This window comes from Thiemannella venezuelensis, from assembly GCF_014203605.1.
Lineage (GTDB): Bacteria > Actinomycetota > Actinomycetes > Streptosporangiales > Streptosporangiaceae > Planomonospora_A > Planomonospora_A venezuelensis.
This window is the reverse complement of record NZ_JACHJJ010000004.1, coordinates 189,792-205,331: the sequence shown is the minus strand read 5'-3', so window position 1 is coordinate 205,331 and position 15,540 is coordinate 189,792. Positions and strand designations below refer to the sequence as shown.

Annotated in this window: 14 protein-coding genes; 11 read left to right on the top strand and 3 right to left on the bottom strand. The window is 73.8% G+C overall.

Translation table 11 applies throughout. The features are described from left to right. Positions 1-48 precede the first annotated feature (48 nt). Both FHS22_RS08620 and FHS22_RS08615 read left to right on the top strand, forming a co-directional pair. Positions 49-2,079 carry a bifunctional aldolase/short-chain dehydrogenase gene (locus tag FHS22_RS08620; protein ID WP_184939956.1) on the top strand — a complete coding sequence of 677 codons (2,031 nt, stop codon included), beginning with the start codon at positions 49-51 and terminating at the stop codon, positions 2,077-2,079. Between the two features lie 85 nt (positions 2,080-2,164). Further along, positions 2,165-3,640: a rhamnulokinase gene (locus FHS22_RS08615; protein WP_184939955.1), complete on the top strand. Its 1,476-nt coding sequence runs from the start codon at positions 2,165-2,167 to the stop codon at positions 3,638-3,640. Between the two features lie 44 nt (positions 3,641-3,684). Here the strand turns inward: FHS22_RS08615 and FHS22_RS39565 are convergent, their stop codons facing one another. Next, positions 3,685-3,897 carry a toxin-antitoxin system HicB family antitoxin gene (locus FHS22_RS39565; protein WP_184939953.1) on the bottom strand — a complete coding sequence of 71 codons (213 nt, stop codon included), beginning with the start codon at positions 3,895-3,897 and terminating at the stop codon, positions 3,685-3,687. Positions 3,898-3,926: 29 nt separating this feature from the next. Between FHS22_RS39565 and FHS22_RS08605 the strand changes: the two genes are divergently transcribed. Continuing rightward, positions 3,927-5,129: an RNA-guided endonuclease InsQ/TnpB family protein gene (locus FHS22_RS08605; RefSeq protein ID WP_184939951.1), complete on the top strand. Its 1,203-nt coding sequence runs from the start codon at positions 3,927-3,929 to the stop codon at positions 5,127-5,129. 85 nt (positions 5,130-5,214) lie between these two features. Here FHS22_RS08605 and FHS22_RS08600 read toward each other — a convergent pair whose 3' ends face one another. After that, positions 5,215-6,135, bottom strand: coding sequence for a LysR family transcriptional regulator (locus tag FHS22_RS08600; RefSeq protein WP_184939950.1), 921 nt, complete (start codon positions 6,133-6,135; stop codon positions 5,215-5,217). Positions 6,136-6,244: 109 nt separating this feature from the next. On the opposite strand from FHS22_RS08600, the gene FHS22_RS08595 reads away from it, so the two are divergent. From FHS22_RS08595 to FHS22_RS08570, 6 genes are all read left to right on the top strand, one after another. Then, complete coding sequence (locus FHS22_RS08595; RefSeq protein WP_184939948.1) at positions 6,245-7,246, top strand: fumarylacetoacetate hydrolase family protein; 1,002 nt, start codon at positions 6,245-6,247, stop codon at positions 7,244-7,246. Then, positions 7,246-8,205 carry a cyclase family protein gene (locus FHS22_RS08590; RefSeq protein WP_221473394.1) on the top strand — a complete coding sequence of 320 codons (960 nt, stop codon included), beginning with the start codon at positions 7,246-7,248 and terminating at the stop codon, positions 8,203-8,205. Before FHS22_RS08595 ends, FHS22_RS08590 begins: the two co-directional genes overlap by 1 nt. A gap of 8 nt (positions 8,206-8,213) precedes the next feature. Continuing rightward, the gene (locus tag FHS22_RS08585; RefSeq protein ID WP_184939946.1) at positions 8,214-9,341 is read left to right on the top strand and encodes an FAD-dependent monooxygenase; all 1,128 of its coding nucleotides are present in this window, start codon (positions 8,214-8,216) and stop codon (positions 9,339-9,341) included. Then, positions 9,338-10,339: an amidohydrolase family protein gene (locus FHS22_RS08580; protein ID WP_184939944.1), complete on the top strand. Its 1,002-nt coding sequence runs from the start codon at positions 9,338-9,340 to the stop codon at positions 10,337-10,339. The genes FHS22_RS08585 and FHS22_RS08580 overlap by 4 nt, the downstream gene beginning before the upstream one ends. 13 nt (positions 10,340-10,352) lie before the next feature. Further along, positions 10,353-11,291: a VOC family protein gene (locus FHS22_RS08575; RefSeq protein WP_338047661.1), complete on the top strand. Its 939-nt coding sequence runs from the start codon at positions 10,353-10,355 to the stop codon at positions 11,289-11,291. Between the two features lie 66 nt (positions 11,292-11,357). Further along, on the top strand, positions 11,358-12,293 hold the full coding sequence (locus FHS22_RS08570) for a fumarylacetoacetate hydrolase family protein (RefSeq protein ID WP_184939943.1): 936 nt from the start codon (positions 11,358-11,360) through the stop codon (positions 12,291-12,293). A 16-nt stretch (positions 12,294-12,309) separates the two neighbouring features. Here the strand turns inward: FHS22_RS08570 and FHS22_RS08565 are convergent, their stop codons facing one another. Next, positions 12,310-13,362 carry a sigma-70 family RNA polymerase sigma factor gene (locus FHS22_RS08565; RefSeq protein ID WP_338047660.1) on the bottom strand — a complete coding sequence of 351 codons (1,053 nt, stop codon included), beginning with the start codon at positions 13,360-13,362 and terminating at the stop codon, positions 12,310-12,312. Between the two features lie 82 nt (positions 13,363-13,444). Between FHS22_RS08565 and FHS22_RS08560 the strand changes: the two genes are divergently transcribed. Continuing rightward, the gene (locus FHS22_RS08560) at positions 13,445-14,281 is read left to right on the top strand and encodes an alpha/beta fold hydrolase (protein WP_221473393.1); all 837 of its coding nucleotides are present in this window, start codon (positions 13,445-13,447) and stop codon (positions 14,279-14,281) included. A gap of 247 nt (positions 14,282-14,528) precedes the next feature. Next, a complete protein-coding gene (locus FHS22_RS08555; RefSeq protein WP_184939938.1) occupies positions 14,529-15,389 on the top strand; it encodes an SDR family oxidoreductase in 861 nt (286 codons plus the stop codon). The last annotated feature ends 151 nt before the right edge of the window (positions 15,390-15,540 follow it).

Below are 15,540 nucleotides of genomic sequence, written 5' to 3'. Positions count from 1 at the left end.
CCCCGGCCCTCCCACGTCACCGGAAAACCCCTCCCAGGAAGACCCGTCATGAGCAATCCCGCAGTGCGCGACCTGCTGGCCCGGAGCAACCGGCTCGGCGCCGACCCCCGAAACACCAACTACGCCGGCGGCAACACCTCCGCCAAGGGCGAGACCGTCGACCCCGTCACCGGGACCCCGGCCGAGCTGCTCTGGGTCAAGGGCTCCGGCGGCGACCTGGGCACGCTCACCGAGCCCGGCCTGGCCGTCCTGCGCCTGGACCGGCTGCGCGCGCTGGCCGGGGTGTACCCGGGGGCGGAGCGCGAGGACGAGATGGTCGCCGCGTTCGACCACTGCGCCTTCGGCCGCGGCGGCGCCGCGCCCAGCATCGACACGGCCATGCACGGCCTGGTGGAGGCCGCGCACGTCGACCACCTGCACCCGGACTCCGGCATCGCCGTCGCCACCGCCGCCGACGGCCCCGCGCTGACCAAGGAGATCTTCGGCGAGCGGGTCGTCTGGGTGCCCTGGCGGCGCCCCGGCTTCCAGCTCGGCATCGATATCGCCGCCGTCCACCGGGCCAACCCGCAGGCCGTCGGCGTCATCCTCGGCGGGCACGGCATCACCGCCTGGGGCGCGACCAGCGAGGAGTGCGAGCGCAACTCCCTGGAGATCATCGAGACCGCGGCGCGGTACATCGCCGAACACGGCCGCGCCGAGCCGTTCGGGCCGGTCGTGCACGAGACGCTGCCCGAGGCCGAGCGGCACGAGCGGGCCGCCGCGCTCTTCCCGGTCCTGCGCGGCCTGGCCTCGACCGACCGGCCGCAGGTCGGCCACTACACCGACACCGGCACCGTGCTCGACTTCGTCTCCCGCGCCGAGCACCCCCGGCTGGCCGCGCTGGGCACCTCCTGCCCGGACCACTTCCTGCGGACCAAGATCCGGCCGATGGTGGTGGACCTGCCGCCCGCCGCGCCGCTGGAGGACGTGATCGCCCGCGTCCGGGAGCTGCACGCCGCCTACCGCGAGGACTACCGCGCCTACTACGAGCGGCACGCGACGCCCGGCTCCCCGGCGATGCGCGGCGCCGACCCGGCGATCGTGCTGGTGCCCGGCGTGGGCATGTTCAGCTTCGGCGCCGACAAGCAGACCGCCCGGGTGGCGGGCGAGTTCTACGTCAACGCGATCAACGTGATGCGCGGCGCCGAGGCGATCTCGGCCTACGCGCCGATCGACGAGGCGGAGAAGTTCCGGATCGAGTACTGGGCGCTGGAGGAGGCCAAGCTCGCCCGCATGCCCAGGCCCAAGGCGCTGGCCACCCGCATCGCGCTGGTCACCGGCGGCGGCTCCGGCATCGGCCGGGCGATCGCCCACCGGCTGGCCGCCGAGGGCGCGTGCGTCGTGGTGGCCGACCGCGACGCCGGGACCGCGGCGAAGGTCGCCGCCGAGCTCGGCGGCGCCGACACGGCCGTCGCCGTCGCGGCCGACGTGACCGACGCGGGCGCGGTGGCGGCGGCGGTGCGCGCGGCGGTGCTGGCGTTCGGCGGCGTGGACCTGGTGGTCAACAACGCCGGGCTGTCGGTCTCCAAGCCGCTGCTGGAGACCACCGAGGCCGACTGGGACCTGCAGCACGACGTGATGGCCAAGGGCTCCTTCCTGGTCTCCCGCGAGGCGGCCGCGGTGATGACCGCGCAGGGCATGGGCGGCGACATCGTCTACATCTCCAGCAAGAACTCCCTGTTCGCCGGGCCGAACAACGTCGCCTACGGCGCCGCCAAGGCCGACCAGGCCCACCAGGTGCGGCTGCTGGCCGCCGAGCTCGGCGGGCACGGCATCCGCGTCAACGGCGTCAACCCCGACGGCGTGGTCCGCGGCTCCGGGATCTTCGCCGGTGGCTGGGGCGCGCAGCGCGCGGCCGTGTACGGCGTGCCGGAGGAGGAGCTCGGCGCGTTCTACGCCCAGCGCACCCTGCTCAAGCGGGAGGTGCTGCCCGAGCACGTGGCCAACGCCGTGTTCGTGCTGACCGGCGGGGAGCTGTCGCACACGACCGGCCTGCACGTCCCGGTCGACGCCGGCGTCGCCGCGGCGTTCCTGCGATGACCGCGGTGAGCGCCGGGGCGACGGCGGCGATGGCGGCGATGGCCACGGGTACGGGCACGGGCACGGGCACGACAGGAGCGGCACCATGGCGAAAGTGACGGGGACCGCTGCCGTCCGCGGCGGCCTCGCCGTCGCGGCGGTCGACCTCGGCGCGTCCAGCGGCCGCGTCATGGTCGGCCGCCTCGGCCCCGGCACCCTGGAGCTGACCGAGGCGCACCGCTTCGCCAACGAGCCGGTGCGCCTGGGCGCCACCCTGCACTGGGACATCCTGGCGCTGTATGCGGGCGTGCTGCGCGGGCTGCGCGCGGCCGGGCCGGTCGCCGGCGTCGGCATCGACTCCTGGGCGGTCGACTACGGGCTGCTGGACGCCTCCGGCGCTCTGCTGGGCAACCCGGTGCACTACCGCGACGCCCGCACCGACGGCCTGGCCGACCGGGTGGCCGACAAGCTCGGCCGCGAGCGCCTGTACGCCGTCACCGGGCTGCAGCACCTGCCGTTCAACACGCTCTACCAGCTGGCCGCCGCCGCGGGCACGCCGCAGTACGGGCTGGCCGAGCGGCTGCTGCTCATCCCCGACCTGCTCGCCTACTGGCTCACCGGCGAGGTCGGCGCGGAGGTCACCAACGCCTCCACCACCCAGCTGTACGACCTGCACCGCCGTACCTGGGCGGCGGAGCTGATGACCGAGGCCGGCCTCCGGCCGGAGCTGATGGCGCCGCTGCGCGAACCCGGCACCCGGATCGGCCCGGTCCGGCCGGAGACCGGCCTGCCGGGCAGCCCGGAGGTGGTGGCCGTCGCCTCGCACGACACCGCCTCGGCCGTGGTCGCGGTGCCCGCCTCCGGGGAGCGCTTCGCCTACATCTCCTGCGGCACCTGGTCCCTGGTCGGCGTCGAGCTGGACCGGCCGGTGCTGAGCGAGGCCGGCCGGCGGGCCAACTTCACCAACGAGACCGGCGTCGACGGCACCATCCGCTACCTGCGCAACGTCATGGGCCTGTGGCTGCTGCAGGAGTCGATGCGCGCCTGGGGCCTCACCGATCCCGCGGACCTGCTGCGCCGGGCGGCCGACCGGCCGGCGTTCGCCTCGGTGGTCGACGTGGACGACCCGGTGTTCATGCCCCCCGGGGACATGCCGGGCCGGATCGCCGACGCCTGCCGCGCGACCGGCCAGCCCGTGCCGGAGACCCCGGCCGCCACCGTGCGCTGCATCGTCGACAGCCTCGCCCTGGCCCACCGCCGCGCCGTACGGCAGGCGCAGGAGCTGTCCGGCCGGCACGTCGAGGTCGTGCACGTCGTCGGCGGCGGCGCCCGCAACGCGCTGCTGTGCCAGCTCACCGCCGACGCCTGCGGCCTGCCCGTGGTCGCCGGGCCGGTGGAGGCCACCGCGCTGGGCAACGTGCTGATCCAGGCCCGTGCCGCCGGTGCCGCCGGGCCCGGCCTGCCGGAGCTGCGGGCGCTGGTCCGCGACACCCAGCACCTGATCCGGTACGAACCGCGCGGCGACTCCTCGTCGTGGGCCGCGGCCGAAGCCCGCCTGGAGAGGGGAAACGGGCCTCGCTAGATGTGGCAGGCATCACCGGAGTCCCGGAGGATACCCCGGCCCTCTCAGGCCGGGGAGGAATCCGGCCGCCCCTGCGGCGAGACGGACAAGGCCGACCCATCATCGGACGAGCCGACATCTATCGCAGTACCGTCGAGCCCGTTCTCAAGCCGGTAGACGATCTCCGAGTTGAGAGACCGCCGGGCGGACCCAGCCTGCGCCACCAGCCGAGCATGCAACTGCGCGGGAAGCCGCAGAGTTATCCGTTTCTCATCCACACCCGCCAGGATAGTGCTAGCTTGCCACCATGACGACACCACAGAAGGCAGGCGCGAGCGGCCACGCCCGCTACACCTACCGGCTGCGCGTGTCGTCGACCGCCTACATCGCCCTGGAAGGTGAGTGGGACCGGTGCCGGTGGGTGTGGAACCAGTGCGTCGCCACCTCCAAAGCCGCCCACCAGGCGAAGCAGGAATGCGGCCCGGCGCATCTGGACAAGCAGCTGACCGGCTGGCGCGCCGGACACGCCTGGCTGGGCGAGGGCGCCTCGGTGCCCCAGCAGCAGATCATCCGGGACTTCACCCGCTCCCGTGCCAAAGCACTCAAGGACATCAAAGACCGGCTGCCCATCAAGCGGCGGGCCGGGATGCCGCGCTTCAAGAAGAAAGACCTTGCCGCTCTCAGCCTCAACTACACCCGGCGCGGTTTCCGTCTCAAGGACGGCCGTCTGCACCTGGCCGGGGGCATCGGCTTGACCGTGGTGTGGTCGCGCCCCCTGCCCGCGGAGCCGTCCAGCGTGCGCGTCTACCGCGACGGCCTCGGCCACTGGTATGCCTCCTTCGTCGTCCCCGCCCAGGTCCAGCCGCTGCCGCCGACCGGCCGGGATGCCGGCATCGACTGGGGCGTCAAGGAGATCGCCACCACCACCAGCGACGAACACGATCTGCCGCACCCCGAATACGGCAAGAAGGCCGCGGCCAAGCTGGCCCGCTACCAGAAGATGATGGCCCGCCGCAAACGCCCACGCGGGCAGACCCCCTCCCAGGGCTACCGGACGGCGCGGCGCCAAGCCGCCCAGGTCCACAAGAAGATCGCCCGGCAGCGGCAGGACACCGCCCGCAAGTGGGCCAAACGCCTGGTGACGGACTTCGACCGCATCGCAATGGAGGACTTCCGGCCGAAATTCCTTGCCCAATCCACGATGGCGCGCAAGGCCGCCGACGCGGCGATCACCGCGGCCAAACGCGAGCTGATCCACATGGCGCGCAAGCACGCACGCGACCTGCGGCCGGTGCATCCGGCGCACACAACCATGGACTGCGGAAGGTGCGGAGCGAGAGCCAAGCACGCCCTGCCGCTGTCGGAGCGCACCTACACCTGCACTGCGTGCGGAGCCGTCTGTCCCAGGGACAAGAACTCCGCGCACGTGATGCTCGTCCGGGCGGGTCTCGCCCCGGCTGGTGCCGATCGCGTAAGACTCGCTCGTCCGCCGGACGAGCGAGCGGCGTGAGCCAGGAATCCCCCTTCATCGAGGGGGAGGAGTCAATGTCAGACATCCGGGGCGGTGCGCGGAAGACGGGAAGTCCTGATACTCCTCATCCACCCGGTGGATGGTCCTGCAGCGTCCGCCCGACCTCGGCGGCGGTCTCGCGCAGCCAGATGTGCGCCGCGTCCTGGCCGTGCACGGGGTGCCACCACATGGCCTCCTGCAGGGGCACCGCCGGGAACGGGCAGGGCAGCACGCGGACCGGCGCGAGGCCGTGCAGCAGGCGGGCCAGGCGCCGCTGGATCAGGGCCACCCGGCGGGTGCCGGCCACCAGGCCGGGCAGCAGGTGGAAGCTGTGCACGGACACCTCCACGTGCGGTTCCAGGCCCAGCATGCCGAGCTGCCGGGTGACCGGAACGTCGAAGAAGCGCTGGTAGACCGCCCAGGGCAGGCGGGACAGGTCGTCCATGGTGATGTGCTCGCCGATGCCGGGGTGGTCGGCGGAGACCAGGCACACCCACTCGTCGCGGTACAGCTCCACGGCGGGGAAGCCGCTGATCACGCCGTGCGGCATCAGCACCCCGTCGACGCCGCCGAGCACCGTCTCGGTGGCCTCCACGATCCTGGCGTCCGTGTTCAGGAAACGCAGCCGGACGCCCGGCGCCCGGGTGTGCAGGACGCGGGCGAGCTCGGCGCCGAAGACCGCGATCGCGTAGTCGGAGGAGAGCACGGTGAATTCGCGCTGCTCGGTCTCCGGGTGGAAGTCCGCCCGGCTGGTGAAGAGCCGCTCCAGCATGGCGCAGGCGTTCACCGCGGGTGCCAGCAGCGCGGCGCCGAGGGGGGTCGGCTCGTAGCTGTTGCCCTTCCTGACCAGCAGGTCGTCGGAGAAGTGGCGGCGGAGCCTGGCCAGCGCGGCGCTGGTGGCCGGCTGGCTGAGCCCGATCCGCGCGCCGGCCCGGGTGACGTTGCGCTCCTCCAGCAGGGCGCGCAGGGCCACCAGCAGGTTGAGATCCAGACTGGACAGGTTCACGGTCCCCCTCAAGCCATCCGTCTCGTGGATGCCCTCGATCTGAAGAATCGATTTCTCAGATGCATCCCGTTAGCCCAAGGTTAAGGGCACCGTACCGAGAGGAAACCTCGTGGAAACGCACCCGCCTCTTGCCGGCCCGTTCGCGCTCGGCACCTTCTCCACCGGAGACGGCCCGGCCTTCCCCGGCCTGGTCACCGGCGACCGGGTCCTGGACCTGCGCACCCTCCCCGCGCTCGGCGCGCCGGACCTGACCACCCGGGCCCTGCTGGAACGCTGGGACGGCGTCCTGCCGCTGCTGCGCGCCGCCGCCGGGTCGGCGGAGGGAGGGTGGGCGCCGCTGGCCGGCCTGCGGGTGCACGCCCCGGTCGAGCCCCGGCAGATCCTGCAGTCCGGCGCCAACTACCGCACCCACGTCATCGACCTGGCGGTGGCGCACGAACCCGAGGGCGGCCGCCCCGCCGAGCAGGTGCGGGCCGAGGTCGCGGCGATGATGGACCGCCGCGCGGCCGAGGACCAGCCGTACGTGTTCATCGGCCTGCCGTCCTCGGTCACCGGCCCGTACGACGACGTGGTGATCCCGTCCTGGTGCGCCAAGCCCGACTGGGAGCTGGAACTGGCCGCGGTGATCGGCCGCCCGGCCTTCCGGGTCCCGGCGGGCCGCGCGCTGGAGCACGTGGCCGCCTACACCATCGCCAACGACCTGACGGCCCGCGAGCTGGTGTTCCGCCGCGACATGCCGGAGATCGGCACCGACTGGCTGCGCGCCAAGAACGCCCCGACGTTCACCCCGCTCGGCCCCTACCTGGTGCCGTCGGAGTTCGTGGCCGACCCCGGCGACCTGCGGGTGACCTTGAAGCTCAACGGCGAGGCCATGCAGGACGAGTCCACCAAGGACATGATCTTCGACGTGGCGCGGCTGGTGTCCTACGCCTCGCAGACCGTGGAGCTGCTCCCCGGCGACCTGGTCCTCACCGGCAGCCCGGCCGGGAACGGCATGCACTGGGGCCGGCTGCTCCGCCCCGGGGACGTGATGGAGGGGACCATCACCGGCCTGGGTCTGCAGCGCAACCGCTGCGTGGCCGAGGCCGGGAACCCCGGACGGGACGCCTGATGCTCGACCGGACCGACCCCGAGGGCGCCATCGCCGAGGCCGCCGCCCGCTGCTCCAACTGGGGCCGCTGGGGGGACGGCGACGTGCTGGGCACCGTCAACTTCATCGACGGGGCCAAGCGCCGTGAAGCCGCGGCACTCGTACGGCACGGCGTCCCGTTCTCCCTCTCGCAGCGTTTCGACACCGACGGGCCGCAGAAGGGCTGGCGGCGCCGTACCAACCCGGTGCACACCATGACCGACACCGGCCTGGACGCCGTCCACGGCGGACAGGGCTTCCCGCACGGGTTCGGCGGCGCCGACGACGTCATCGCGATGCCGCTGCAGTGCTCCACCCAGTGGGACGGCCTGGGCCACATCTTCGACCACGGCCGGGCGTGGAACGGCCGCCCCGCCGACAAGGTCGTCACCTCCGCCGGCGACCTGGTCACCGGGATCGAGCACCTGGCCGCGCCCGTCGCGGGCCGCGGCGTCCTGCTCGACGCGGGGCGCGTCCTCGGCGAGGACGGCGAGCTGCCGGACGGCTTCGCGATCACCGAGGAGCACCTGGCGGCCACCGCCGAGGCGCACGGCGTCGCGGTCGGCCGCGGAGACATCGTGCTGGTGCGCACCGGGCAGCTCACCCGGGCCCGCCGCGACGGCTGGGGCGACTACGCCGGAGGCCCGGCCCCGGGGCTGTCGTTCACCACCGCCGGCTGGCTGCACCGCACCGAGATCGCCGCCGTCGCCACCGACACGTGGGGCTTCGAGGTGCGGCCCAACGAGTTCGACCACGCCTTCCAGCCGCTGCACCAGGTCGTCATCCCGCACATCGGCCTGCTCGTCGGGGAGATGTGGGACCTGGACGCCTTCGCCGCGCACTGCGCGGGCGACGGCGTGTACGAGTTCTTCCTCACCGCCGCCCCGCTGCCCGTCACCGGCGCGGTCGGCTCCCCCGTCAACCCCGTCGCCATCAAGTGAGGTCCGGCATGGCAGCACTAGGGAACGTCCTCATCGTCGGCGGCGGCACCGCCGGCTCGGCCCTGGCGATCCTGCTCGCCCGCGGCGGCGTCGCCGTGGACGTCGCGGAGATCAAACCGGACCTCACCGCGCTCGGCTCGGGCATCACCCTGCAGGGCAACGCGCTGCGGGTCCTGCACGACCTCGGCGTCTGGGACCGGGTCGCCGCCGCGGGCTTCGCCTTCGACTCCCTCGGGCTCAGGACCCCCGGCGGCGACCTGGTCGCCGAGATCCCCGACGCCCACACCGGCGGCCCCGGCCTGCCGGCGACGCTCGGCATGAACCGCCCCGAGCTGGCCGCGATCCTCGCGGACGCCGTACGCGACGCCGGGGCGCGGATCCGCCTCGGCCTGACCGTGGACGCCCTCGCCGACACCGGCGACGGCGTGCGGGCGGAGCTGTCCGACGGGACCGCCGCCGACTACGACCTGGTCGTGGGCGCCGACGGCATCCGCTCCAGGGTCCGCGGCCTCCTCGGCGTCGGCGCCGCCCCCCGGCCCGCGGGCATGGGCATCTGGCGCATCCACACCCGCCGCCCCAAGGGCGTCGAGCGCACCGACCTGGTCTACGGCGGCCCGTGCTTCATCGCCGGGTACTGCCCGACGGGCGAGGACACCATGTACGCCTACCTGGTGGAGAAGGCCCGGCCGCGCGAGTCGGTGACCGACGCCGGCAAGCCCGCCCTCATGCGGGCTCTGGCCGAGGGGTACGGCGGCGCGTGGGACGAGATCCGCGCCGACATCACCGACCCCGAGCGCATCAACTACACCTGGTTCGAGTCGCTGCTGGTGGACCGCCCCTGGAACCGCGGGCGCACCGTCCTGATCGGCGACGCCGCGCACGCCTGCCCGCCCACCCTGGCCCAGGGCGCCGCCCAGTGCCTGGAGGACGCCGCCGTCCTGGCCGAGCTGCTGCTCGCCGCCGACCGGCTCGACCAGCCGCTGTTCGACGCCTTCATGGACCGCCGGTACGGGCGTGTCAAGGCCGTGGTCGAGGCGTCCCTGCAACTGGCCGACTGGCAGCTGAACCCCGTCCCGGACGCCGACGTGCCCGGCCTGATGGGCCGGATCTCCGCGATGGTGACGCAGCGCCCGTGAACACCGCACCCGTGAAGACCGTGGACGTGCACGCGCACGTGATCCTGCCGCAGGTCGAGCAGGCCGTGGCCGGGCAGCCGGGCCTGGCGGAGCACCGGGAACTGGACGCCCGCCGCAACGGAGCCGAGTCCCTGGCGGTCTCGGGCCGGATGGTCGGCGAGCGCATCCCGAAGCTCACCCAGGTGCCGGTACGGCTGGCCGGCATGGACGCCGCCGGGATCGACGTCCAGATCGTCAGCCCCTCCCCGTCCCACTACCACTACTGGGCGGACGAGGCACTCGCCGAGGAGGTCTGCCGGCTGGCCGGCGAGGGGACCGCGGAGCACTGCGCCCAGGCCCCGGACCGGCTGTACGGCCTCGGCCTGGTCCCGCTCCAGCACCCGTCGCTGATGGCGAAGCTTCTCGACCACGCCCTCGGCCTGGGCCTGAAGGGCGTGGAGATCTCCTCCCACGCTCCCGGCGCGGAGCTGTCGGACCCGGCGTACGAGCCGTTCTGGGCGCGCGCGGCCGAGAGCGGGGCGGTGGTCTTCCTGCACCCGTTCGGCTGCACGCTGGACGAGCGCCTCGACCGCTTCTACCTGTCCAACATCGTCGGGCAGCCGGTCGAGAACGCCGTCGCGCTGTCGCACCTGATCTTCTCCGGGGTGCTCGACCGGCACCCCGGCCTGAAGGTCCTCGCCGCGCACGGCGGCGGCTACCTCCCCACCCACCTGGGCCGGGCCGACCACGGCTGGCGGGTGCGCCCGGAGGCGCGCGGCTGCGCCGAGCCGCCCAGCGCCTACCTGGGGCGCATCTGGTTCGACTCGCTCGTCTACGAGCCCGCCGCCCTGCGCGCCCTCGTCGACGCCGCCGGAACCTCCCAGGTGCTGCTCGGCTCCGACTTCCCCTTCGACATGGGCGTCGAGGACCCCCTGGACCGGCTGCACGCCGCCGGGCTCGGCCGGGACGCCTCCGACGCGATCCGCGGCGGCAACGCCGCCGCCCTCTTCGACCTGTAAGGAGCGCACGACCGTGCCCGACCGTCTCATCACCCATCTGCGCCACGTCGACATGGCGGTGCCCGACTACGACAGGCAGCGCGAGTTCTACTCCGGCGTCTGGGGCCTGACCGAGGTCGCCGACGACACCGGCATCAGCTTCCTGGCCGCCGAGGGCTCACCCGAGCAGTACATCATCCGGCTGCGCAGGGCCGAGGAGAAGCGGCTCGACCTGATCGCCTTCGGCGCGGCCACCCCAGCCGACGTCGACGCCCTCGCCGGGCGGCTGCGCGCCGCGCAGGTCCGGCTGGTCTCCGAACCCGGCACGCTCGACACCCCCGGCGGCGGGTACGGCTTCCGCTTCTTCGACCTGGACGGCCGCACCGTGGAGGTCTCCGCCGACGTCGCCGTCCGCGCCCACCGCAGGCTGGAGGCCAAGGAGTCGGTCCCGGTCCGGCTCTCGCACGTGGTGCTCAACTCCCCCGACATCGACGCCACCCGCACCTGGTACGAGACCCACCTGGACTTCGCGCTGTCGGACACCCTGGCGCACCCCCGCATGGGCGAGGTCATGCACTTCATGCGCTGCAACCCCCGGCACCACAGCATGGCCGTCGCCCGCGGCCCGCACGCCTCCCTGCACCACATCAGCTTCGAGCTGCGCGGCCTCGACGAGTACATGTACGGCACCGGCCGCCTGCTCCGCGCCGGCGTGAAGATGATCTGGGGGCCGGGCCGCCACCTGGCGGGCGACAACACCTTCGCCTACTTCCTGGACCCGCACGGCAACACCGTCGAGTACACCACCGAGCTGGAGGAACTCGACGAGGACGCCTGGCACCCGCACGTCTACGACTTCTCCCGGCCCGAGGTCACCGACCAGTGGGGCACCGCCAACCCGATGAACGAGCTGGTCGCCAAGGAGTCGTTCAACGACGTCGACCGCGGCGTCTTCGTCGCCCCGCCGGTCTGACCCCCGCAGGTCCGAGTCCGCACCGTCTCAGCCCCGCCGACCCGCACCCTTCCCCGAGAGGACACCATGCGCCTGGCCACCTACCAGCACCGGGGTCTGCGCCGCAGCGGCGTCGTCGAGGGCGACTCGGTCCTGCCCTTCCCGGAGGGAACCGAGCTCCTCGACGTCATCCGCACCGGCTCGCTCCCCGGCACCGGGACGGCCGTGCCCCTCGCCGGGGTACGGCTGCTCCCGCCGGTCGAGCCGCCCTCGGTCCGCGACTTCGTCACCTTCGAGGAGCACGTCGAGGGCGTGCGCCGCAGCGTGAGCGGGGCGGCGGGCGTCCCGGACGCCTGGTACGACGCGCCGACCTTCTACTTCACCAGTCCGCACGCGATGGTCGGCGCCCACGACGACGTGCCCGTGCCGCCCGGCTGCCGGGCCCTGGACTTCGAGCTGGAGGTGGCCGCCGTCATCGGCCGCGAGGGCCGCGACCTGTCCCCCGAGCGGGCCCGCGAGCACATCTTCGGGTACACGATCTTCAACGACTGGTCCGCGCGGGACCTGCAGTCGCGCGAGATGCAGGTCGGCCTCGGTCCCTGCAAGGGCAAGGACACCGCCGCCACCCTCGGCCCCTGGCTGGTCACCGCCGACGAGCTGGAGCCGTACCGCGACGCCGACGGCTTCCTGCGGCTCGCGCTGACGGCCGAGGTCAACGGGGTCGAGGTGGGCCGGGACCTGCTGTCCAACATGGGCTGGCCGTTCGAGGAGCTGGTCGCCTACGCCTCGCGCGGAACCTGGGTGCGCCCCGGCGACGTGCTCGGCTCGGGCACCTGCGGCAACGGCGGCTGCCTGGCCGAGCTGTGGGGCCTGCGCGGCCGCCAGGACCCGCCCCCGCTGAAGCCCGGCGACACCGTCACCCTCACCGTCGAGGGCATCGGCGCCGTCTCCAACACGATCGTCCCCGGCGCCGAACCGCTGCCGGTCCCGCCCGCCCGCAAGCGCCCGCGCACCCGCCCCTGACCGCCGTTCCGGCCGGTCAGGGCAGCGAGGCGGGCAGCCCGAAGGGCGCGAAGTGCTCGGGGCCGACGAACGAGGTGATCTCGGCGATCCGCCCGCCGCGCAGGGTCAGCACGTTGATCGACCAGGCGAGGTGCGCGCCGGCGTCGTCGTCCCGCAGGTAGCAGGCCACGGCGGGCTGGCCGTTCGCACCGGTCGCGACGCTCCGCCAGGAGCCGCATCGGGTCAGCGGGATCCGCAGGGCGAAGTCGGCGACGGCGTCGAGGCCGCGGTACCAGTGCGCCATCGGCGGCATCGACCAGGTGACGTCCTCGGTCAGCAGCGCCACCAGGCCGTCGATGTCGCCGCGTTCCAGCGCGGTGGAGTATCCGGTGACGACCTCCCGCAGGCGCGTGTCGTCCAGCTTGCGCAGCGTCTGCTGCTGGGTGCGGGAGGGGGCCTTCTCCGCGACGACCTTGCGGGCCCGCGCCAGGGCGGAGTTCACCGACGCGGCCGAGGTGTCCATCACGGCGGCGATCTCGGCGGCGGAGAAGCCGAGGACGTCGAAGAGCAGCAGCGCCGCCCGCTGGTTGCCCGGCAGGTGCTGCAGCGCGGCGACGAAGGCGAGCTCCACGGCTTCGCGCTGCTCGTAGCGCGCGTCCGGGTCGGCCGGGCCTCCGGCGAGACCGGTGTCGGGGTAGGGGCCCAGCCAGGCGACGTCGGTCAGCGGGGCGTCGCCGACCACGGCCCGGTCGCTGGACGGGCCGAGGTCGACGGGCAGGGCCCGCCTGCCCCGGTTTCCGATGAGGTCGAGGCAGGTGCGGGTGGCCACGGTGTAGAGCCAGGAGCGCAGCGAACTGCGGCCCTCGAACCGCGCGAGCCCCCGCCACGCCCGCAGCAGGGCGTCCTGCAGGGCGTCGTCGGCGTCGTGGGTCGAGCCGAGCATGCGGTAGCAGTGGGCGTGGAGCTCCCGGCGCAGCGGCGCCACGAGACGGGTGAACGCGGTGCCGTCCCCGGCGCGCGCCCGGACCAGATCGGGATCCCCGGCCCCCTCCGCCGCCCTGTCGGCGGCCCGCGAAGAAATCTCGCTCACACCGATGATTCTGCCTCCTGGCGGGAGTCTCCACTCCGACGGGCACCGATACCTCGAATCCTGGAGAACTCCCATGAACCGCATGCCGGCAGTTACGGCCACCGCCGCGACCCTCGATGTCCCCGGCGCACGCCTGCACTACGAAGTGCGCGGCGAGGGTCCCCTGGTGGTCCTCGTCGGCGCTCCGATGGGCGCCGAGTCCTTCGCGCCGGCGGCCGACCTGCTCGCCGCCGACCACACCGTGCTCACCACCGACCCGCGGGGCATCAGCCGCAGCCCGGTCGACGACCCCGGCCAGGACTCGACCCCGCGGTTGCGCGCCGACGACCTCTCCCGGCTGCTGACCCACCTCGGCGCGGGCCCGGCCGCCGTCTTCGGCTCCAGCGGCGGCGCCGTCAGCGCGCTGGCCCTCGCGATCGCCCACCCCGGGCAGGTGCACACCGTGATCGCGCACGAGCCCCCGCTCTGCGCCCTGCTCCCGGACCGCGAGCGGCTCGACTCCGGGACCGAGGACATGATCGCCGCCTACCTCTCCGGCGACGTCCTGGGAGCCTGGGCGAGGTTCATGGCCCAGGCCGGCATCGTCCTGCCCGAGGGCGCGCTCGAGGCGATGTTCGGAGGGGAGCGCGACCCGCAGCAGGTCGCGGACGAGCGCCGCTGGTTCGCCCACGAGCTGCGCGCGACCGTCCGCTGGCAGCCCGACCTCGCCGCCCTGCGCGACGGACCGGTCCGCATCGTGGCCGGCATCGGCGAGGAGTCGGCCGGGCAACTCTGCGACCGCGCGTCGAGGGCGCTCGCCTCGGCGCTCGGCATCGAGCCGGCGTTCTTCCCCGGCGGCCACATCGGCTTCGCCGACGATCCCGGGCGGTTCGCCGTCCGGCTGCGCGAGGTCCTGCGCGGGGCCCCGCGCGAAGCCTGAGCGACGGCGGCTGAAAAACGGCGGCTGAACGACGGCTCCGCCGAGGTCCTCGGGACGAGGCGGCCCGCGCCGGCTTCCCATCAGGGCGGCGTCGTGCAGGCTCATCGGCAAGGACCGGGCAGGCGACGAGGCGGCGTTCCGCCTCGATCGGCGGTTGGGCTGAAATCCTCCGCGCTCTTCCCCCGGGAAACGACCGGATTCTCTTCTAGCGTGGGTTCCAGGCACACGCGAGGAGAAGGGACCGCGCATGAGGATCCTGGTGACCGGGGCGACGGGGTTCGTCGGCCGGAACGTGGTGGACGGGCTGGTGCGGGCGGGCGTGGCCGTACGGGCGCTGACCCGCAACCCCGGGACGGCCGCGCTGCCGCCGGAGGTGGAGGTCGTCCGGGGCGACCTCACCGCGCCGGAGAGCGTGGCGCCCGCGCTGGAGGGCGTCGAGCGGATGTACCTGTTCCCGGTGGAGGAGACCGCGCGGGAGGTCGTCGCGCTGGCCGAGCGGGCCGGGGTACGGCGGGCCGTGGTGCTCTCGGCGGCGTCCGTGACCGCCGGCCTGCACACCAACCCGGTGGAGCGGGTGGTCGAGGAGTCCGCCCTGGAGTGGACGCACGTGCGGCCGTGCGGGTTCATGGCGAACATGCTGCAGCTCTGGGCGCCGTCGGTCCGGGCCGAGCGGGTGGTGCGCTACCCGTTCGGCGACGAGCCGATGAACCTGATCCACGAGGCCGACATCGCCGACGTCGCGGTGGCCGCGCTGCTGGAGGACGGCCACCGCGGCGGGGTGTACACGCTGACCGGGCCCGGCCTGGTCACCGTCCGCGAGCAGGTCGCGGCCATCGGGGCGGCGCTCGGCGAGGAGGTCCGCTACGAGGAGGTCACCCGCGAGCGCGCCCGCGAGCTGCTGAAGGCGCAGGGCGGCTTCGCCGCCGAGTCGGCCGACCTCATGCTCGGCTTCGTCGAGTACGGCGGCGACGCCCCCGAGGACGGCGGCTACGCGGAGCAGGACTGGTCCGCGCTGATGCGCGTCTGGCCGGACGTGGAGCGGGTCACCGGGCATCCGCCGCGCACGTACGCCGAGTGGGCCCGCGACCACGTCGCCGACTTCCGCTGACCGCCGCCCGGGGGCGGCGGCTCCCGGGCGCGGCCCGGTCCGCGATCGGCGTCCTGCAAGCGGCCGGCAACCGGTGTGCATGGGCCACGCCGTACACATGGCGCACCGGAACCGCGGCGCACCGGTCCCGGACCTCTGACGGAAGGCGCGA

Excerpts from the sequence above, each read along its gene's own strand:
- FHS22_RS08620 (WP_184939956.1), top strand. The coding sequence starts at position 49 with ATGAGCAATCCCGCAGTGCGCGACCTGCTGGCCCGGAGCAACCGGCTC.
- FHS22_RS08615 (WP_184939955.1), top strand. The coding sequence starts at position 2,165 with ATGGCGAAAGTGACGGGGACCGCTGCCGTCCGCGGCGGCCTCGCCGTC.
- FHS22_RS08605 (WP_184939951.1), top strand. The coding sequence starts at position 3,927 with ATGACGACACCACAGAAGGCAGGCGCGAGCGGCCACGCCCGCTACACC.
- FHS22_RS08590 (WP_221473394.1), top strand. The coding sequence starts at position 7,246 with ATGCTCGACCGGACCGACCCCGAGGGCGCCATCGCCGAGGCCGCCGCC.
- FHS22_RS08585 (WP_184939946.1), top strand. The coding sequence starts at position 8,214 with ATGGCAGCACTAGGGAACGTCCTCATCGTCGGCGGCGGCACCGCCGGC.
- FHS22_RS08570 (WP_184939943.1), top strand. The coding sequence starts at position 11,358 with ATGCGCCTGGCCACCTACCAGCACCGGGGTCTGCGCCGCAGCGGCGTC.
- FHS22_RS08560 (WP_221473393.1), top strand. The coding sequence starts at position 13,445 with ATGCCGGCAGTTACGGCCACCGCCGCGACCCTCGATGTCCCCGGCGCA.
- FHS22_RS08555 (WP_184939938.1), top strand. The coding sequence starts at position 14,529 with ATGAGGATCCTGGTGACCGGGGCGACGGGGTTCGTCGGCCGGAACGTG.